Source organism: Cohnella abietis, from assembly GCF_004295585.1.
GTDB classification, from domain to species: domain Bacteria; phylum Bacillota; class Bacilli; order Paenibacillales; family Paenibacillaceae; genus Cohnella; species Cohnella abietis.
In genome coordinates this window covers 5,595,709-5,617,111 of record NZ_AP019400.1, presented here as the reverse complement: position 1 = coordinate 5,617,111, position 21,403 = coordinate 5,595,709, and the positions used below count along the sequence as shown (strand labels likewise).

The window sequence follows — 21,403 nt, the reverse complement described above, 5'->3', positions numbered from 1 at the left end:
GCGGAAGGACAATTAAATCGGAGATGTATTGGCGGAAATAGCAAAGAGGTGAACTGCACCCAAATTGTTAGACAGTCTGACGTACTGTGGTGTGAGAAGATGGGGGCTAGTTGCCCCCTCTTACTCAATTACGCTGATGCCGATCATAGCGGAGCGCAGCCACCTAGGAAAGCACTGCGATCAAGCAGTTTTGTCCCAACCTTTGCTTGATCCTCGATCAAGGGCTGAGCGCGCGTGAAGCGGCGAGCCGGGCGATCGGCACCGCCGGAAGCGCCGTGTTCTTCGCTGGCTTGACAGTCATCATCGCCTTAAGCGGCATGCTCGTCATTGGCATCGGATTTCTCACCACGATGGCGCTCGTCGCGGCTGCGACCGTCTTTGTCAACGTACTCGTCGCGCTGACCCTGCTGCCCGCGCTGCTCGGCTTGATCGGCGAACGAATCTGCTCGGCAAAGTTGCGCGAGAAAAACAAAGTTAACTTGTCCGCTCAACACAATAAGGTTTCGTCCGCATGGGTGAAAGGCGTCGTGAAAGGCCGATGGGCCGCTATTGTCGGCATCGTCTTGTCGTTGTGGTCGCCGCGGTCATCATGGTATCCGTATTCGCCGGATTTGTTTTCGGCCATGATATCATGATCAAGCAGATCGGTCTCGCACTTGCCGTCGGTATTCTGATCGACTCGTTCCTCGTCCGTATGACGCTAGTTCCGGCGGTTATGGCCATCTTCGGTGACAATGCTTGGTGGCTGCCGAAGTGGCTGGATCGCCTCGTACCGAATTTGGACGTTGAAGGGGACAAGTTGCTCGCCGAGCTGAAAGCCAAAGAAGGTGCCGTATAAACGAAAGCGCCGTTAAATGCCCGGTTGGTAGGGCGTTTAGCGGCACTTTTTCGTTTTTAGGGACGAATCACTTCTTCTTCGCTTTCACGGCATCAGCTGGAAAAAAGAAAAACACTAAACATTCCTCGCAGTCCGTGATCGGTCTTCATTCTACTAAAATAATGTTGGTAGAAAGATTCATGGATTTAGGGGTAATCTTACGGACACCTTCAGGGGATGCAAACGAGTGACGAAACATAATTTGACATTATTTTCATTTACAATATTTACAGGAAATGTTACCATAATTCGGGGTAATTTTAAAAATAAATACAATATATCATATTTATTAGGAGGCAACGAAAAAGTGAGTAATCTAAGATTAACAATTCAAAGAAACATCGCAGCTCTATTAGTATTCATCTTATTTGTAGGGTTATTGCCAGCACAAGTTTTTGCTAATGAACCAAATAGTCTTACAGACATTAAAGGACACTGGGCAGAAGGATCTATTAATAAGGTAGTTCAAGAGGGACTATTTAAAGGAAGTGCAGAAGGTGTATTTGAACCAAAAGGTTCAATGACAAGAGCGATGTTTATTACTGTTTTAAATCGATTAGCGGAGAAGTTAGATGGTCCTGATGTTAAAGTGAAAAATCAGACCTTTACTGATGTTCCTGCGAATGCTTGGTACGCAAATGCAATAAGTTGGGCTGTAAGTGCAGGGCTTACTGATGGATATGGTAATGGGACTTTTGGTCCTAATGATCTATTGAATCGTGAGCAAATTACAGTACTAATGATGAGATTCCTTACTTCATATATGAAGTATGATCTAAGTGAATATCAATCTAGCTCTTTATTTGCTGATAGTGTACAAATTAGTTCTTGGGCTAAGGAAGCAGTATATCAAGCAGTGGCATTAGGAATTATTCAAGGAGAGACAGGAAATCTGTTCAATCCTAAAGGCACAGCAAGTCGTGCAGTAGTTGCAGTAATTACTGAGCGTTTCCTTGAAAAGTCAGCTGGACTTAAAGTTAATAAACCAAGCGAGACACCTGCTCCAACAGCAACACCAGTGCCAACAACACCATCAAGTGGTGGAGGCAACGGAGGCGATGGAGGCAGTTCCACAATTAAAGTGACAGCTGCTACGATTCAACGTAACAATAAGGAAGTAACAGGTACAGTTATTCGTTCTGGTGATCAGCTAACCGTTGCTGTTACACCTTCTAATGCAACAAAAACTGTGAAATGGATTGTTAATGGTAAAGTTAAATTAGAAGCGGAAACGTATACGGTTGAAGCTCTTGATGTAGGCACAGTCATAACTGCAGAGGTAACTGGTACTGAAAAATATAGTAATACAGTAACTAGTGCGGCAACGGGTACAGTAGTAGCGTCAGTAGATCTTGCTAATAAAAACCTAAATAATGCACCGGTTGTTGTTGCGGATAATGTGATATACGTGGATGAGGCAGGAAATGAGATATCTCTCAAAGCTACAGATACTATCTCTTTCTCAATAACAGCTTCTGCGAATGAAGTCTCTGAAAAAGAGCAGGAAAATGTGGCAGCAGCTCTTGAAAAAGAATTTGCTGATATAGAGTTAGATGTTGCTGCACTTAATATTAAGTATCTTGCAATAGATGCAAAATTGTTAGTAGAGTCAGAGGATAATACATCATCTGAAATCCATCCTGTCGGAACAACGACATTAACGCTTTCTAAAGCAAATCTTGGTTTTGGTGCAGATGAAGATGTTAGTCCGTACACGTTCCTAATTGGACATACAAATAAAAAAGGCGATCGGGAGAATTTGATTGGGAAGGTTGTTGAGATTAACGGTGAACAATATGTTCGAGTTGAGCTTAATGGTCTGAGCATAATTTATATTGGAAATATTCCTCCGTTAACAATTACTTTCGATACAGATGGTGGAAGTGAAATTGCACCTAAAAAAGTAAAACTAGGCGAAATAACTCCAGAAGTTGCTGCTCCTACAAAGAATGGCCATTTTTTCATCGGTTGGAATGTTGATTTGAATAAATCTCCAATCTATATGAATATGACGATTAAAGCTTTATGGATTGAAGGAGCATATGTTCCAGAAGAGCGTTTGACACTTGTAGATTCCAATGGTAATAAGGTTGAAGGTTACAGCTTTAATGCAAATGGCGTAATTAAAGTTGTACTATCTGAAACTATTAATTATGATGCTGATCTGCAATATACGCTAAATATTAAAGTTGCTGGCAATGCAGCTAAGTATGCACTTCGTGATTCTGTTGAGGCTGCTGCTAGTGCAAAAGTTGAAGATGCTATTGATATAAATGGAAATATTGATATTCCAATTACGATTACTAATGCAAATGCTAAAGTGATTACAGGTAATTATTCTTCTTTCATTAAGTGGTTCGATGGAGATGGAAAAGCAATTGCTTTAGAGGCTGTAACTGTTACTGTAGTAACGGATGTACGAGCAGCTACCAGAGAACAAATTTTCAATGTAAATCGTGGAGTTGGAACAGTAGAGGTAATGTTACTAGCTAAAGCTGTCGAACATGAGGACTATTATTCATACTTAAATGGCTACTTAAGTGGAGATCCAGTCTGGAATAACTATAGTCTTAATTTAAACGCTTCATTCAATAAACAAATTTCAGTACCAACTGGACCAAGTATTCAAATTGATTACAATAATTATTCTGGATTTAAGCTAATTTTTACTCCTTTCGCAGGCGAATCATATAATAATATGGATGCTAAGGTTAGCGCATATTATTGGGATGAAGATCGTACACGGAAAAATATTGATTTAGATACAAGATTAAATGATAAAGGAAACTTAGAGGTTATAACTAAAGCAAACAAAACGCTAAAAGAACTGGCTGGAACATTTGATGATTTAATTCTATATGTAACGGTTGAGGTTGGCGGTCGTAATCAGCAAGTAAATGTGAGAGTGAATGAAATAGCCAATAGAGTTGATGAAACTAATGGAACTAAAGAATATATTAATACGGACCAATGGACTAAAGTAGTTGAAGCACTTGCAGAATACAAAAATGTTTATATTTCATATTATGGGGAAGCTGTAACCTTGAATAAGGCATTAGAGCTGAAGCCCAAACAAAACCTTTATATTTCAAACTCTAACTTTACTATTGGTTCAGGCGGAGAGCTACGAGTAGTTGGTAGTGCAACTGGAGCTGGAAATGTTCATGTCAATGGAGGAATCATAGTATCAAACGGAGGGAAAATTACAACTAACTCGCAGCTAGAATCACAAAGATCGTACTATGTAGCTGGTGTGTCTTCGAAAAACACAATAACAGTAGCACCAGGCGGAGAAATTGCAGTACCAGAATACGGCTACTTAGGTATTCGTAGTGAGGATCGCTTAGTTATTAAACAAGATGGTGCATTGAACGTTAAAGGTAATCTTAGAATTAATAATAATACAGAACTTAATGGTGCACTGAACATCATTGGCGCAAATACAGATTATGCTGACTATTACAAGGGTAGAGTTGATCTTTACGGCGATCTAACCATAAACAAATTGTTGGAAGTAAAAAATGGAGCTATATCAGTTTCTGGTATGACTACCATTCAAGAAAACGGCGAGCTTCGTTTAACTAAGGGTAACACTAATTTGAACGGAAAAACTTACAACTATGGAAAGATCACTGTACAAGAGGGAGATTTAACGTTATCGAACGTTGGCTATGCAGTTAATAATGATGGTATTATTGCGCTTGCAGCGAGCGCTAGATTAACAATACCAGGAACTACATTAGTGAATAATAATATCATTTCAGGTTCTGGTAAAATTACGTTGAAAGAAGATGTTAATGCAGCTGCAAATTATAACAATGGTATTGATTATGTAATAGTAGATGGTGTTCAGTCTACAAGTAACTATAGTCGCTATCAGTTTGTGAGTGATCCAGGTGCAACGGTAACAGGTATTATTTATGGAAGTAGAATTTCTGGAACAGGTATTGTAGCTAAGCAAATAAATGTTGTTGAGATTAAAATTCCTGAATAGTACTTAAGTATAGTGTGAATGAAGTAACTTGTGAGGCATGAGTTCTGTATGTTACAGAACTCATGCCTCTTGCTATATGAGCTTATATTTCTCCACAGCATCTAATTGTCTGCGATCAACATTCAACACATTTGGAGTGCTGCACTTTATTATTTCAGTGAAGAAAGATCAAGGTGTTGTTCTTTTACTTCTCCTGAACCCAGCTATCGTGCAGCCATTTTTCTGTGACTCTGCCATTGACCCATTGGATCCCCTGTTCGAAGGTAATGACTTCTCCGTTTCTCCCGACAATTACCCAAGCATAATCATGATTTTCTTTTAAGTAGCATTTATATTTGATCCCTGAAATGATGATGTTGTCTAGTTTTTCAGCGTTCTTTATCATAATGCTTTCATCATGCTTATCGATCCATAAATTATCTAATTTAACAAAAAGACCAGACTCGACCTTGTCTAAGAACGCTTTTGCAATTTCTTTTGCTGCTTCTTTCGTTGGAAGCTCTCCGTTTAATAAACTTTTATCCATCCAAGTAAAGCCAAGGAGTTTATTGCTGTTCTTTGACACGACAAATGAAAAATGTTCTCCGCCTACACCATTGTTCTCCGCCGATGCCTTTTCATAACGGAACCACCAAACATCATTGCCGTTTTGCTGTTCGCTTTGAACTCTTTTCAATGAATATCCATCTGGAATTGTCAAAAGCTGCAAGGCCAATTTCAATGAATGGCTATAAGCCTCTTCATTTACAGTATTAGCTGCGTGATCGACATTGGTATTGGCATTGCTTGCATGAGCATCTGGGTTTGCTTGAAAGGCATGACTCATGGGGCCACCTCATTCATAATATTTGTTTGAGTAATCAATGTATCCTGATAACAATTATTGTAACCTATTTACAATTGATGTCAATATTTAACTTTGGTTACGGAGGATATTTATGAAGAAAAAAACGAAGTTTTTGACACTAGTGATGATGCCTGATTCGGAGATTTCTTTGAATTTACTAAATACTTATTAAACAGATAGGAAAAGATGGAAAAAATCATTGTTTTTGAAAAAAGAGGTGTGTTATGATCCTTTTAGTTCATTTAAATGAAATTTTTGTATATTGCGGTTGAGTTGAATATCGAAGGACCCACCATGCCATTGGAGGCCTCGCGAACGATGGAGGAATGGCATATTAAAACCAAGTTAATAATGAATTCGCGCCAGAAATTGTTATGGCCAATTCTCATTTTGGGGGCTTTTTTCGAAGGTTTCGACGACGCTGTCCTTAGTATAGCGCTGCCGTATATTGTCGATGATTTCGATGTCTCAACCCAGATGTCCGGATATGCGCTGTCCATAGTTGCGATTGGGACGATGGTAGCCTTCTTCGTATCCCGGATGGCAGATAAGATCGGGCGCCGCAACGTGTATCTGGCGAGCGTCTATTCGTATTCGGTCTTCAGTTTGTTTACTGCTTTCGCTCCTAATATCGAAGTTTTTATTTTCCTACAATTTGCTGCGCGCATTTTCTTGATCGGCAGCTGGTCTGTCGGATACATCATCCTCTGCGAGGAGTTTGAACCGGAGCATCGGGGGAGCGTCGTCGGCCGCTTCCAGCTCACCGCCGTATTCGGCGCATTGTTAATCGGAATCCTGCTCCCGATTATTACAAAGCTCGGCCTTAATTGGAGAGTGCTTTATGCTGTCGGAGTCTTTCCGCTCATCCCCGTATTTCTGTTAAGAAAGAGACTCCCTGAAACGGAAGCCTTTCTTCGATCGCAAGAGGCACGGAAGCTTGACAAGCAGCTTCCAAAAGCAGAGTTCTTCGCACCTTGGAAAAAACCATTCCTTCTCTACACCGTAATTATGTCCCTTGTGTGGTTGTTTCTTTATTTTGGCATCAAAGGAACTTTGAATTTCTTCACGTTAAGAGTGGTCGAGGAGTTGCATTGGACCCCCACGATGGTGAGCATCGGGTTGCTGACCCAAACGGTAACCGGAATGCTGGTCATTGCTTTGAACGGCAAGCTAATGGATCGAATAGGACGCAAACGCGCCGCAACAATCATTATTATCGTCGGAAGTGTGTTCAGCGTTCTGATCTTCACGCTTCATAATTTTTACGCGGTACTCTTCAGCAGTATTATTGCTGCCGGTTTCGTGAATTCGTTCCTTATTGTCGGCTCGACGCTAACCAATGAGCTCTTTCCCACTGAAATTCGCGCGAATGCAATGGCCTGGTCCAATAATATCGTAGGCCGCTTGGGGCAAATCCTAGTTCCGATAACGGTAACAACTCTCGCCCTATCGCTTGGGTTGGGGAACGCAGCTGCCCTGGCGGTAAGTCTACCCATTCTCTCTCTTCTGCTCATTTTATTTTTCTTGCCGGAGACGGGGAAAAGGGTTACGAAACAGACAGCTAACCCGCAGGAATTAACCAATTCCTTATAACTATTAAATACGGAGGTGTATGACATTATGAGTAAAAAGATGAGCCTAGGATTGTTCATTCAGTTACCCGGACAGCATCTAGCTAGTTGGCGGCATCCCTCCTCGCAATCGCATCGCAATTACGATATCGATTATTTGATCGAAATTGCGCAAGCGGCGGAGCGCGGTAAGTTCGATATGTTGTTTATTGCGGATTCGGTTGCTCGTCCTATTGAAGCGAGCTCCTATTCGGAATTAAAGCTTGATCCGCTGATGATTCTAGCGGCCATCGCCAGTTCAACCAAAAAGATCGGACTTACGGTTACGGCTTCAACGACATATAATGAGCCTTTTCATATTGCAAGAAAATTCGGATCCTTAGACCATCTATCCAAGGGAAGGGCCGGCTGGAACGTCGTCACATCTGCTAATGATCTTGAGGCGACCGTCTATGGTAAGGAAGAGCATCTGTCGCATGCCGTCCGATATGAACGCGCGGAAGAGTTTATTGATCTTGCAAAGAAATTCTGGTTCTCTATCGAGAGAGATGCCCTTGTCGTGAATAAAGAAAGGGGCCAATTCCTAGATACCTCGAAAGTCCATCCGATTCGGCATGACGGAAAATGGTTCCGTGCCAACGGATTGCTGGATGCGCCGGAACCGCCGCAAGGACATCCGGTTATCGTTCAAGCCGGTTCCTCTGGGGCAGGAAAGGAGCTCGCCGCGAGGACGGCGGAGGTTGTTTTTACTGCAGCGCCAGCCTTGCAGATCGGGAAGGCATTCTATGAAGACGTGAAGGGCCGTTTGGCTAAATATAATCGTGATCGAGATGAAGTGAAGATTATGCCTGGGGCATATATTACAGTCGCGAAGACGGAGGAGGAAGCGCAGCAAAAGCGTCAAGAGCTGAATAAATTGATCATGCCGGGCGCCGGGCTTCTATTTTTGTCAGAGTTTACGCAGATCGATTTTAGAGGCTTTCATCCGGATGATCCTTTCCCTGATTACGATACGTATGCGGATCCGACTAACCCTCGGGTACGCTATAAAATTATTTGCGATATCGCTAAGAGGGAGGGGTTAAAGACGCTTCGTGATATTTACGAACGGATTTCTTCGGCCCGCGGGCATCTTGAGGTAATTGGAACGCCGAAACAGATTGTTGATCAATTGGAGACATGGTTTGTGGAAGGAGCGGCAGATGGGTTCAACATTATCCCGCCAACTTTCCCTGAAGACTTAAATAACATTGTGGATTTCGTCATACCGGAGCTGCAAAGACGCGGTTTATTCCGGGAGGAGTATGAGGGAGATACGCTGCGCAGTCACTTAGGGTTGAAAATCCCCGAAAATCCAAATGTAAAAAAAGAGATTAGCAGCACCGTTACTAGTTGAAATAGATAAAGCTAAACTCAAGCTTATCAAATTAATAACGCTCCTCAACTCAGCTTAAGTGAGTAGAGGAGCGTTTTCTGGTTATTTCACCAATGCAGCTAGTCCTGGAACGACGAGATCCGCTTCACTCAGAATTTCCGGACTGCCGATGCCGACCACTTTGGAGCCAGAGGCTTTACCGGCTTGTACGCCAGCTTCAGCATCTTCGAATACGACGCAGTCCTTCGGATCAAGGCCTAATGCGGAGCTCGCGGAGATAAAAACCTCCGGATCGGGCTTCGCCTTTGCTACTTTATTGCCGTCAATGACAGCGTCGAATAGGTCGGCGATTTCCAATTTGGAGAGGATGAACTCCGCGTTTTTGCTTGCTGAGCCGAGTGCAATCTTAATACCTTGGCTTCTTAGTTGCTGCAAATATGTTTTCGCTCCCGGTAAAATCTCCTCAGGCTGAAGCTGCGCAATGGATGCTACATACTCCTTGTTTTTGCTTTCGGCCATTTCGTTGAATGTTCTCTCGTCGGCTTCAATCCCTCCGATTTCAAGAAGAATGCGAAGCGATTCGACACGGCTTACGCCTTTGAGGCGTTCATTATCGGTTTCGGTAAACTCGAAGCCTAGCTGATTCGCTAACGATTTCCACGCAAGGAAATGATATTTAGCAGTATCGACGATCACGCCGTCCAGATCGAAAATAGCGCCTTTCATATTGTCCAGCATATGCAATGTCTCCTTCATTGAATTGTGGTTATTGTTGTACAACCTGCGAGAGGTCTACCTTGATACCTTCAACAGTTACGTTGTACGTATGACCGTAAATCGCAATCGAGACGGCATCGCCGGATACGACTTTAATCGAAGCGCCTTGCTGGTTGACTTCTACGAGTACCTTTGATTCTTTGTATGAGATAGGGAAGCTGTAGCTATCCCACTTAGTAGGAATCGTTGGCTGTAAAATAAGGTGGCTGCCATCTGAACGCATACCGCCAAAGCCATAAACGATGTTCATCCAAGCCGCTGCAATGGAGGTTGTATGCAATCCTTCACGCGTGTTGCGGTTGTAGTTGTCCAAGTCCAGTCGAGTAGCAAATTCGAAAAATTGATAGGCCTCCTCTTTCTTTCCAATCTCCGCCGCAAGAATGGAGTGGATGGAAGGGGAGAGCGAGGACTCGTGAATGCAGCGCGACTCATAATATTCGTAGTTGGCAATCTTCTCTGCCAATGAATAATCGTCGCTGTACAGGAACATGAACATAAGAACGTCCGGCTGCTTGATCATGTCGTAACGATACAGTCGATCATAGGACCAGTGTGAGTAAAGTGGGAATTCCGTAACTGGAATCGAATGAATATCGAGATGAGGCATATCGAAGAAACCATCATGCTCCTCGAATATGCCAGTTTCATTATCTTTAGGAAGCTTCATGAAGGCTGCTTTGTGCTTCCAATCGGCTTGCTCCTCATTCGTTAAATCAATTCTGTCGGCTAACGCTTGGAATGCTTCGCTCGAATGCAGGGACATGCTGTCAATCACTTCAAGTGTGTACTCGAACAGCTTTTTGGCCATTAAATTGATATAGCAGTTGTTATTGACCATGAGTTGGAATTCATCCGGCCCCATGACGCCGAAGTACCCGTACAGGCCGGACTGTTGTCCCCATTGTCCGCGAGTGGCATAGAAACGGCTGATCTGAATGAGCATCTCCAGCCCTTTCTCATACAAGAAATCGATATCGTCTGTAATGTTCACATAGTGGCGAATACCATATGCAACTGCCGTGCCAACATGCAACTGAAGGTTTGAGTGCTGCCACAGATCACAGCTTTCCGTGCCGTCGATCGTCGCGATGGGATAGAAAGCACCTTTACAATCGAGGTCCTTCGCACGATCAAGCGCATGCGGCAACGATTTGTAACGAAATTCTAGCAGGCTCTTCGCTGCTTTCGGATTGTTGAAAATATAGAAAGGGAGGCAATAGGATTCGGTATCCCAAAATGCTAGACCTCTGTAGGCTTCGCCTGTAAGTCCCTTGGCACCGATGTTAAAGCCCGGGTTGTCACCATGATAGGTTTGATACAGGTTGAAAATACAGAAGCGGATGCCCTGCTGATTATCGGGGTCGCCTTCAATGACGATATCCGATTCTTTCCATACGTTATCCCAGTAATCTGCTTGCTGCTGCTCAAGCTCTTCATAGCTTGCGCCGACATATGCTTTTGCTTGCTCATGCGCTTTACTCCACAAATGCTCATTCGCAATGGAGAGATCTTTCTCCGCGTAGTTATTAACGAATTTATCGAAGGTGGATGCTTCGCCTTGAACAAGCTTAATCGTAATATCCTGTCCAATAAATCGGTCTGCTTCTACAAGCTTCGTTTGCAGAGCGTTTGGCACTACTGTTGTAAATCCGGAGTATAGACGGTTTTTGGTGTTGATTGTTTCTCCGAGAATAGCCGTTATGCCGTCTGCTTGTCCTTGTTGAACAGTGTGCCAGAAGTTGCGACCTTGATCCTCATGAATAATGGTGAAATCAAGTCCTGCTCGAACATTAACTTCTCCAGAGAAATTAAGCGGCTCGAAGACGATACGCTGGCAGCCGAGACCTGAAACGTTCATGCTGACGAATCGCTCGAATGTTAATTTGATCTGTTTACCGTCGGACAGCTCCCATACAAAGCTTCGTACATATTTTCCACGTTTGAAGTCGAGCTCTCTAGTAAAGTCGCTGAATTTGCTTGTGGCCAGATCAAGGGTTTCGCCATTCACACTTATTCTCGTATACAACCAGTCTACTGCGCTAACCATGAAGCGAAGAAACCGAATAATGCCTTTATAGTGAGCCGGTACTTTGCCCTCTTCGAACAGCCCGTTGAAATAGCTACCCACTAACGAGTCACCGCTGTACCCTTCTTCCGGATATGCGCGTACTCCCATATATTCATTACCTAAGGAGAAGATTGATTCAGATACCCGATTCCGCGAAGGGTCAAAGCCCTTTTCGATTACTTTCCATGTATCTACGACGAGATACTTATCTGCTATTTTTGCCATACCAGTTCGCTCCTTTTAGCGGATTTGATACCATACATTATTAGATTAGTTAATCCTTCGCGCCGATTAAATGTTCAGCTCTAATGAATATATGTGTATTTATACCGAAAATGAGGATCTGGAAATGTTTATGCCTGTCCTGTGCCTAACATTAGCGACAAGCTAGTTGTTCTGTCCACGTGCGCATACTCAACCGAAGAAGGTCGGTTGGCGGTGGTTGCCCGAAAGCGTACACACTGAAAGGTTCAATTTAATCTAAAAAGCGGCAGTCTAGGACGTTACTTTCACGTCATAGGCTACCGCTCTTTTTTTGTTATTTATGCTTAATGTTTATTGGTTTCTTGGGTGTTGTTTCCTGAACAATGGTGTTTCTTTCGGTCATAGGAATAATTCTCGAAGAGATATAAGCAACGATAGGTACGGTTAAAACAATGCCTATACATCCGCTCATTCCTTGAACGACTTCGATAGTAATTTGGTTAAGGTTCGTCAGCTGATAAAAAGGGGTTTCTAAGGCATATAGGATAATTAAAGATGTGAGAGAGGTTCCTGTAAAAGCAAGGATCAGCGTATTAGCCATCGTTCCCATTGTATCGCGCCCTACATGTAGTCCAGAGAGAAAAAGCTCCTTTTTACTAAGCTTAGGATTAGCCAAATATACCTCGTGTACGGAAGCTGCAATGGAGATGGCAATATCCATAATAGCGCCTAGGGTGGAGAGCAATATTCCTGCAAATAATAATCCTTTAAGCTGCATGCCGGTTGTAAGGGAAATGGTCCGTAATGATTCGCCCTGCTCAATATTATAACCTGAAATGTGTGCTAAATTTCCGAATCCATAAGCGATTACGCCTGCAATAGCTACACCAATCGCCGTGCCCAGTATAGCTGCCAGAGATTTGGGAGTCCAACCATTTATTAAAAGCAGTGTGACGATAGTGATTAGGATTACCACTAACACAGATGCAAAAATAGGCGAATAGCCTCGGTATAACATTGGAATAAACAAATAAATGATGCAGGCAAGCGTAAAGATGATACCAAATATCGACGTCAATCCTTTTTTTCCGCCAACCCACCATAACAAACCAAAAAATAGCAAAACTATTAATATCAAATACGGAGTTCTATATGCGCCGAACATATATATGGTGTAATCACCGGAAGAGCCAGTGTCAATGGTCACCATAATTTTCTGTCCTACTTTGCCGACCACGTTGACGTAGAGATTCACTTGGTTATTAATCGTGTGAATTTCACCTTTATGCTCTCCAGATAAGATTTTCACTTCAAGCTCTTGTGTTCCCGTGTACAAATCTTTTTCTGTCTCATTCTGCTCTAAGTCTTCATCAACAACTTTTAAAATTTTGGCTTTTTCATATTTTTTATAAGCTGTACCACCCTGTTCATTGAACTTTGTTTCAGGAGATTGGTTGAATAAATAAATGGATAGCGAAATTATTGCTAGTAATGCTAGGAAGAGAGCTACCCTTACTTTCTTTGATGCAAACATGCTGTACCTCCGTGGTGTCGTGTTCATCTGTGTTGTTCACATCCATAAATCTATCCTATGACTTTCGTATAAACAAGCTATTTTTTTGGTGTTAAATAATGGAATCAAACTTTCGCAGTTTAAAAGGTGAAGGGTTTTTGGTTATATTGTAGCTGTGCAAGTTGAGTAATGATAGTATTCAAACGATGTTATTTTAGGAAGCTATTCAGGAGGATTCGGATGTTTAAACGATGGAGTGCAACAGTTGCGATATTTTTAGCCAGTGTTAGTTTTATGTTTGTTTCATGGGCTCCTACTTCATTTGCTCATGGTGACAGTGTTGCTTTCTTGGATTTATCACTCAAGAAGGGAGTTATCAGCTCAGTAATTCAGATTGATTTGAACGACTTGCGGATGGATGCGATACCTCCAGATGAAGACCCGTTTCTAAAAACACCGGAGCATATAGATAAGTTTCTTAAGAAGTACCAGAAAGAGGTAGGAAGCTATCTATTGTCTAACATGACACTATATTCGGATTATTTGCCTCTAAAGGGGAAAATGACACAGCTCAAATATATCGAGAAGGAGGGTGAGCCGCAGCCATTCGCAGAAGCGATCTTGGAATATCCGGTAAGAGATGCTCCGAAAATAGTAGAGCTGTCCTATAATTTAGTATTAGATCGTGATCCATGGCATGTTGCCTATGTGAATCTAGAGATTGGTGAGCTGAAAAAAACCGAAGTATTCGTCGAACAGATTCGTAAGCTTCAAATCGGTCAAATGAGTGTACAAGATGCATTTCAACGGTATTTCATGCTTGGTCTAATGCATATGTTAACGGATTTTATGGTGATTTTGTTCTTGGTGGGATTTCTCATTAGCTGCAGGTATATTAAAAAGACCATAGCCGCGATATCGATATTTATTGGAGTTAGTTCTATAACCTTGATATTAGCAAGCATGCAAATATTGACAATACCCAGCAATGTTATTGAATCGGTTACTGTTCTTAGTATTATTATCGTTGCCTTATATGCTCTCTTTAGCAAGAACAAGAAGTATATTTTATGGGCAGCAGGTGGGTTTGGCTTGGTTTATGGATTTGGTTTTTCCACAGGATTGGCGGGAATTCGCGCGGAAGAGGAGCACTTAGTGCCTTCAGTAGTAGCTTTTAATGTTGGTATTGAAGTCGCTTTGATACTGATTGCACTTATTCTATATTTTGCAATCCGTTATTTATTTCGAATTAAGAAACTAGATTCTTAGCTTTAATAAATTTTCGGAGGGGTTGGATGGGTTATAGTCAATATTTTCCTTATGTAAAAATTAACATATAATTTAATGAAAAATAAATAAAGCGAATGATTTAAGTTTACAAACGCGGACTATAGTTATGTGTACTCTATAAAAGGAGTAACATACAACTAAGAGGGTGTATACTTCCGTGTCCAATTTATTCAGTCAGAAGAAGAGGCGAATTACTAGGATCAGTGCTTTGGTTTTGTTAATCACGATGGTAGTGTCATGGCTGCCAACCCCAAGCTACACAGCTAGTGCTGCTGAGTCCAATCCGGTAGTTACTGCTGCAGCTGCAAATTACCTTCCAACAAGCATCTCACTTACTCCTGGCGCAGATGTGACTAAGTTGAATTTTGCTTGGTATTCGAATGTTAAACCAGTAGCCACTATCGTTCAGATGGCGAAGAAAACTGATATGACAGACGACATATTCCCAGTTGATAAAGCTTTGGAATTCACAGGAACATCTTCTACAGCAAGTACAACTTATTATTCGAATAAAGCAGATGCTTCTGGACTTGCGCTGAAGACGCAATATGTTTACCGTGTAGGCGACGGCACAGACTGGAGCCCGGTTTATGATTATGCGACAGCAGATCCAGAAAACTACTCTATCTTGTATGTGGGTGACCCGCAAATTGGTGCAGCACAAACAGGCAGTGTTGTAAAAGATGCTGAAGCTTGGGCAAATACGCTGAAAAAAGCAGTAACGGCATATCCGGGAATTAACTTTATTATGTCTGCGGGAGATCAAGTAGAGACTGGGAATAATGAGTCTCAATATGATTATTACACAGCTCCTGGGCAACTTAGAAACCTGCCTGTAGCAACAACAGTTGGTAACCATGATATAAAAGTGAATTATAAATACCATTTCAATACTCCTAATGAATCAACATTCGGTATGAGTAAAGATGGTGTTGATTTTGGTGGAGACTATTACTATACATACGGCGATGCGCTGTTTATGGTATTGAACACTAACAATACCAGCGGGACTGAGCACAGAAAGTTTATGGAACAAACGGTTGCGGCTAACCCGAACACGAAGTGGAGATTTGTTACATTGCACCAGGATATTTATGGTGCTGGTGCACAACATTCTCAATCTACTGCTACACTCAACTTGAGAGCGGCAATTTCCCCAATTATTGATGACCTTTCTATTGATCTTGTTTTTACAGGTCATGATCACTCTTATTCCCGAACGCTTGTAATGAACAATGGTAAAGTTCAAAACCCAAACCCAGGTGACCAGCTTAAGGACGAACAAGGAAGAGCTATTAACCCTGCAGGTACAACGTTCTTTACTGCGAACTCTTCAAGTGGAAGTAAGTATTATGAGCTTGCTCCAGTTCGTGAAACTTACACTGAAGTAAGAAAGCAGGATAAAGTTCCGACTTTCTCTATTATCAATATCACTCCAAAAGCAATTACGTATAACACCTATAGAACGGACACAATGGCGCTTTATGATACGTACACGATGGTAAAAGAGCCAGAGAACGTTAAGCTTTATGCCAAACAAAATGAACAAACAGATGCTAAATCTAGTATTGAGTATTTCTATGCAACCAACAATGCCAATGCAGTGAAAAATATCGATACGACATTTAAGTTTAATAGCACGCAAATCAAACTGATTAACGCAGAGTTGGTTACACCAGACGCTGGGATCTTTTTGATTGACCGTAGTAAGGAGAATGAGGGAGAGGTAAGTATCAAAGCAACTCTTAACAAGCCAATCCACTCCCAAACATACGGTGAATATTCCGATATCTTTAAGCTCTCCTTTGAACTTGTAGATAATCAGAATCCGGCAACAGCAAGTTTGCAGCTTACAAAGTCTGTTCTTACTACTCTAAATAAAAAGAGAGATACTATCTCGAATGTAGAAACGAACAAGGCTGACGTAGCTGTTGGGGTTTCGGTAACTGATGTTACGTTAAATAAATCTGCTCTTGAAATAGGGGTAGAAGGAAAGTCTGTTCTGACGGCAACTGTGCTGCCAACTAATGCAACAAATCAAGATGTTGTCTGGAAGTCAAGTGATGAGTCAGTTGCAACAGTTGATGAGAATGGTAAGGTAACTGGCGTAGCAGTAGGTAACGCTGTAATTACTGCGACGACAGTCGATGGCGGCTTCACGGCTACAAGTAATGTTGAAGTAAGTGCTGGACCTAAAGTTCTGGCAACTAGCGTTTTAATTAATGAAGAAAGATTTGATTTAGCATTAGGTGAAACAGGTGTTTTGACAGCAACTGTACTACCAGAGAATGCAACAAATCATGATGTAAGTTGGTCCTCAAGCGATGAGTCTGTTGCAACGATAGATGCATACGGCAAGTTGACAGGCCTAAAAGTAGGTACAACCGTAATAACAGTTAAGACAGAGGATGGAAGCAATAAGACGGCAAGCATCACGGTCATCGTGAGTGTAGCGAACATAGCAGTAACAGATGTGATGCTAGATAAGCCGACACTTACCCTTACAGCAGGCGGAGCAGCGCAAACCCTGAAAGAAACAGTGAACCCGAACAATGCAACGAACAAAAACGTTACATGGAGTTCAAGTAATGAGGCAGTGGCTACAGTCAACAATGGGGTAGTTACACCGCTTGCAATGGGAACGACAGTCATTACGGTAACGACAGTGGATGGAAGTAAAACGGCAATAAGCACGGTCACAGTAAATGCGGCGACAGTACTTGTAACGGGAGTGACGCTGGATAAGCCGACACTTACCTTTACTGCAGGCGGAGCAACGCAAACGCTGAAAGAAACAGTGAACCCGAACAATGCAACGAACAAAAACGTGACTTGGAGTTCAAGCAATGAGACAGTGGCTACAGTCAATAATGGGGTAGTTACACCACTTGCAGCCGGAACGACAATCATTACGGTAACGACAGTGGATGGAGTTAAAACAGCTATAAGCACGGTCACGGTGCATGCTCAGAATACTTTATTGTCGGAAGGCTTGGTGTGGAAATACTTTGATAAAGGTTCTGATCTAGGCACAGCTTGGCGTATGGCTGACATCTCTTCATGGAAGTCTGGAAGTGCTCCGTTTGGATATAAAGATAACGGATCGATTGTTAGCTCTACTCTATTTGGTCCCTATAAAACGGAAATTGAGTATGGACCGAGCAAAAGCAATAAATATATAACTACTTATTTCCGTACGACCCTAAACATTGGTAATGTCGATTTCTATGAGAAGTTTTTAGGTAATTTCTCAATAGACGATGGTGCAGTTATGTATGTGAATGGAACTGAAATTATACGTATGGAAATGCCAGAGGGCGAAATTAAATATGACACTTTGTCTCCATCTGGTTTAGATCTTCCATGGATTAAGAAAGATGTTGATCTCACAGAAGCAATGAGGGCGAACCTCCACAATGGTGACAATGTGATTGCAGTTGAGGTCCACCAGAATAGAGCTAGCAGCTCAGATCTTTATTTTGATATGAACCTAAAGGCTATTCCTAAGTCTGCTGGTGCACAAGCGCCTGTAACGGGAGTGACGCTAGATAAGTCAACACTGACCTTTACAACAGGTGGAGCAGCGCAAACGCTGAAAGAAACAGTGAACCCGGGCGATGCAACGAACAAAAACGTTACGTGGAGCTCAAGCAATGCGGCAGTGGCAACAGTAAGCAATGGAGTAGTTACACCACATGCAGCCGGAACGGCAATTATTACGGTAACGACAGTGGATGGAAGTAAAACGGCTATAAGCACAGTCACTGTGACTGCACCGAACGTACCTGTAACGGGAGTGACGCTAGATAAGTCGACACTTACTTTTACAGCAGGAGGGGCAGCGCAAACGCTGAAAGAAACAGTGAACCCAAACAATGCAACGAACAAAAACGTGACATGGAGTTCAAGCAATGCGGCAGTGGCTACAGTCAACAATGGAGTAGTTACACCACATGCAGCCGGAACGGCAATTATTACGGTAACGACAGTGGATGGAAGTAAACCGGCTATAAGTACGGTTACTGTGACTGCACCGAACGTACCTGTAACGGGAGTGACGCTGGATAAGTCGACACTGACCTTTACAGCAGGCGGAGTAGCGCAAACGCTGAAAGAAACAGTGAATCCAAACAATGCAACAAACAAAAACGTGACATGGAGTTCAAGCAATGCGGCAGTGGCTACAGTCAACAATGGGGTAGTTACACCACATGCAGTGGGAACGACAATTATTACGGTAACAACAGTGGATGGAAGTAAAACGGCTACAAGTACGGTCACGGTGAATGCTGCTAGCGAACCAGGTGGAGAACCAACGCCGACACCAACGCCGACACCAACGCCGACACCAACGCCGACACCGACGCCGACGCCGACACCGACACCAACACCAACACCAACACCAACGCCAACGCCGACACCAACGCCAACACCAACGCCGACACCGACACCAACGCCAACGCCGAAGCCAACACCAACGCCCGGCGCTGATGGCAAAACGATTACTGAGACGATAACAACTGAGCAGTTAGTTAAAACCGGCAGCGAAGGTAAAACAACCGTCCCAGTTGCTTCAGACGTAACAGAAGTTAAGTTACCGTCCAATACGGCGGAGCTGCTTGGGAACAATAAGCTTGAAATCACATCGGATAAAATTACGTTTAACGTGCCGTCCGATTTGATCAAGCAGTTAGAAAGTAAATTGAATTCAAATGAATTAAAAGAAAGCTCGATATCCTTAACATTCAATCCGTTGCCTCAATCAGAAGCGAAGGCTATTGTAGCCCTAAGCGGAACCGCAACAAACGCAAATATTAAGCTTTCCGGAGAAGTATACGAATTTACCTTTACGATTACTTCTAAAGAAGGAAAAGTTGAAAAATTAACACAGTTTGATCAGCCAATCACTATCCGCTTAAAAGTAGATCCAATCTCAAATCCGAAATTGGTAGGTATTTACTATATCTCAGACAGTGGAAAATTGGAGCTTATCGAAGGGAAATACATTAATGGTGAAATGGTTGCGCAAATCAGCCACTTCAGTAAATATGCGGTTCTTGAGTACAATAAGACCTTTAATGACTTAGCAACTAATCATTGGGCGTTTAACGTAGTTCAAGAATTAGCTGCTAAACAAACAATTACTGGTACAAGCAACACAACATTCGAACCGGGACGTGCTATTACCAGAGCTGAGTTTACGACGCTGCTTGTAAATTCGTTGAAGCTGACGAAACAAGGACAGATCAAATTCACCGACGTCTCTGCGAATGATTGGTATGCACAAGCAGTCTCTATTGCTTATGAGGCTGGTATCGTAAAAGGCAAAACCGCGACTACATTTAATCCGAATGGAAAAATCACTCGCGAAGAAATGGTTACTATGATGATGCAAGCTTATGAGCTGGTAAATGGAAAAGCTCCAGCGAATACAGGCAAAACATTCACAGATGAGTCTAAGGTTTCATCATGGGCTGTGGATTATGTTAAAAAAGCAGCGGAGCTTAATTTGGTTCGAGGACGCACGGCGGATACATTTGATCCAAAAGGAATTACAACCCGTGCTGAGGCAGCCCAAGTTATCTATAATTTATTAAATAAATAATCCGTATTAAAAGACATCATTGATAAAAGGGATGCTGTTCGCAATAAAGGCATCCCTTTTATCTTTTAAAGGAGAAAAAAAGAATGTTCCACAGTCGGGCAATATTTAGAATTCTCGTTTGTATCATGTTAGTTTTAATTGTGTTTTCGTCATCAACTGAACAGAAAGCTGAAGCTCACGCATACAGTGCCAGTTATACAAAGCTAGATTTCACAAAAGCCAGCATCGAAATGACTTATGCGCTTGACGAGCTTTCTGTCATTGAGTTGACGAATGGAGATTCGAACAACAATGGCATACTGGAACTGGAAGAATTCAATGCGGTGAAAGATCAATTTCTTGTTTTGTTAAAGAACGATATTAAGTTGGAAATTAATAAAGAAGCTCAAAATTGGACTGTCGAAAGCTTTACTATAAATCGGGAAGGAGACACTGCAAAGGCGATTCTGAAGGTAGCTTTTCCTCCTACACTAGCATCCCAAACAGTTTCACTAACAGATAACCTCTACGTTAAGGATAAAGTTACCGCCAACTATGTAGACTTGGTTACGATTAATTACGGTGAGAAAACAAGTACATCTGCCTTGTCAGGAAATTACCGTGTTTGGTCAATGCAGATGAGCGATCACATCTATGATGCTCTGCGTCAGGATCCGCAATCTCAGTCAAACAGTAATGAGGATGCATCAGGTTCGGAACAAATCTCGGGATGGTTCTCTTTCTTTAAACTAGGCATGACTCATATTTTAGAAGGCTATGACCACCTGTTGTTTCTATTTTCACTTCTTATAGCAAGGCAGACATTTAAGCAGTATGCTACTATGATCACTGCATTCACGATCGCTCATAGTATTACATTATCATTGACGGTGCTAGGTTTTATTAATGTGCCTGGATGGTTTGTTGAACCGGCAATAGCACTTAGCATTTGTTATGTAGCGGTTGAAAATATCGTTCGTAAAAAAGTCAGCTATCGCTGGGTATTGACGTTCTTATTCGGTTTAATTCATGGTATGGGCTTTGCTGACATATTGAGTGAAATGGATATTCCTAGAAGCGAACTGGCAACAGATCTCATTAGCTTTAACCTTGGTATTGAAACGATTCAAGTGACGTTAGTAGCCATTCTACTGCTGCCGCTGGTTCTGTTGCATCGTTGGAAATTTTCAAGACGAGCTGTTATAAGTGGATCAGCTATTGCGTTTATCTTGGGGGCATATTGGTTAGTTAGTCGCGTTTTTTTTAACTAAATGAAAATGTTCATCAATTTTCGTTACTTCTC

12 protein-coding genes and 1 pseudogene are annotated in these 21,403 nt (G+C 42.3%); 9 read left to right on the top strand and 4 right to left on the bottom strand.

Features of this window, described 5'->3' with window-relative positions:
- Positions 1-206: 206 nt before the first annotated feature.
- The 3 genes from KCTCHS21_RS31830 to KCTCHS21_RS24725 all read left to right on the top strand — a co-directional run bounded on the left by KCTCHS21_RS31830 (position 207) and on the right by KCTCHS21_RS24725 (position 4,871).
- Entirely contained in the window at positions 207-635 is a 429-nt protein-coding gene (locus KCTCHS21_RS31830) for an MMPL family transporter (RefSeq protein WP_232057952.1), read from the top strand.
- The gene (locus tag KCTCHS21_RS31825; RefSeq protein ID WP_331871373.1) at positions 539-838 is read left to right on the top strand and encodes an MMPL family transporter; all 300 of its coding nucleotides are present in this window, start codon (positions 539-541) and stop codon (positions 836-838) included. Before KCTCHS21_RS31830 ends, KCTCHS21_RS31825 begins: the two co-directional genes overlap by 97 nt.
- A 226-nt stretch (positions 839-1,064) precedes the next feature.
- Positions 1,065-4,871, top strand: coding sequence for an S-layer homology domain-containing protein (locus tag KCTCHS21_RS24725; RefSeq protein WP_130614418.1), 3,807 nt, complete (start codon positions 1,065-1,067; stop codon positions 4,869-4,871).
- 184 nt (positions 4,872-5,055) lie between these two features.
- On the opposite strand, the gene KCTCHS21_RS24720 is transcribed toward KCTCHS21_RS24725, so the two are convergent.
- The gene (locus tag KCTCHS21_RS24720; protein ID WP_130614416.1) at positions 5,056-5,697 is read right to left on the bottom strand and encodes a YcdB/YcdC domain-containing protein; all 642 of its coding nucleotides are present in this window, start codon (positions 5,695-5,697) and stop codon (positions 5,056-5,058) included.
- A 267-nt stretch (positions 5,698-5,964) separates the two neighbouring features.
- Between KCTCHS21_RS24720 and KCTCHS21_RS24715 the strand changes: the two genes are divergently transcribed.
- The gene (locus tag KCTCHS21_RS24715; protein WP_232057950.1) at positions 5,965-7,311 is read left to right on the top strand and encodes an MFS transporter; all 1,347 of its coding nucleotides are present in this window, start codon (positions 5,965-5,967) and stop codon (positions 7,309-7,311) included.
- Between the two features lie 27 nt (positions 7,312-7,338).
- Positions 7,339-8,685 carry an LLM class flavin-dependent oxidoreductase gene (locus tag KCTCHS21_RS24710; protein ID WP_331871372.1) on the top strand — a complete coding sequence of 449 codons (1,347 nt, stop codon included), beginning with the start codon at positions 7,339-7,341 and terminating at the stop codon, positions 8,683-8,685.
- A gap of 81 nt (positions 8,686-8,766) precedes the next feature.
- On the opposite strand, the gene pgmB is transcribed toward KCTCHS21_RS24710, so the two are convergent.
- Together pgmB and KCTCHS21_RS24700 are read right to left on the bottom strand one after the other, a co-directional pair.
- Positions 8,767-9,402, bottom strand: a complete 636-nt coding sequence (gene pgmB, locus KCTCHS21_RS24705) for a beta-phosphoglucomutase (protein ID WP_130614413.1) — start codon at positions 9,400-9,402, stop codon at positions 8,767-8,769.
- Between the two features lie 28 nt (positions 9,403-9,430).
- Positions 9,431-11,734 carry a glycoside hydrolase family 65 protein gene (locus KCTCHS21_RS24700; RefSeq protein ID WP_130614411.1) on the bottom strand — a complete coding sequence of 768 codons (2,304 nt, stop codon included), beginning with the start codon at positions 11,732-11,734 and terminating at the stop codon, positions 9,431-9,433.
- 156 nt (positions 11,735-11,890) lie between these two features.
- Here KCTCHS21_RS24700 and KCTCHS21_RS31820 point away from each other — a divergent pair.
- Positions 11,891-11,974: pseudogene (locus KCTCHS21_RS31820) on the top strand (class B sortase); the annotation flags it as partial.
- 73 nt (positions 11,975-12,047) lie between these two features.
- On the opposite strand, the gene KCTCHS21_RS24690 reads toward KCTCHS21_RS31820, so the two are convergent.
- Positions 12,048-13,247 carry a YibE/F family protein gene (locus KCTCHS21_RS24690; protein WP_130614408.1) on the bottom strand — a complete coding sequence of 400 codons (1,200 nt, stop codon included), beginning with the start codon at positions 13,245-13,247 and terminating at the stop codon, positions 12,048-12,050.
- A 219-nt stretch (positions 13,248-13,466) separates the two neighbouring features.
- Between KCTCHS21_RS24690 and KCTCHS21_RS24685 the strand changes: the two genes are divergently transcribed.
- From KCTCHS21_RS24685 to KCTCHS21_RS24675, 3 genes are all read left to right on the top strand, one after another.
- On the top strand, positions 13,467-14,495 hold the full coding sequence (locus KCTCHS21_RS24685) for a HupE/UreJ family protein (RefSeq protein ID WP_157994115.1): 1,029 nt from the start codon (positions 13,467-13,469) through the stop codon (positions 14,493-14,495).
- Positions 14,496-14,673: 178 nt separating this feature from the next.
- A complete protein-coding gene (locus tag KCTCHS21_RS24680; protein WP_130614404.1) occupies positions 14,674-20,121 on the top strand; it encodes an Ig-like domain-containing protein in 5,448 nt (1,815 codons plus the stop codon).
- Positions 20,122-20,246: 125 nt separating this feature from the next.
- The gene (locus tag KCTCHS21_RS24675; RefSeq protein WP_162309374.1) at positions 20,247-21,371 is read left to right on the top strand and encodes a HupE/UreJ family protein; all 1,125 of its coding nucleotides are present in this window, start codon (positions 20,247-20,249) and stop codon (positions 21,369-21,371) included.
- Positions 21,372-21,403: the final 32 nt, after the last annotated feature.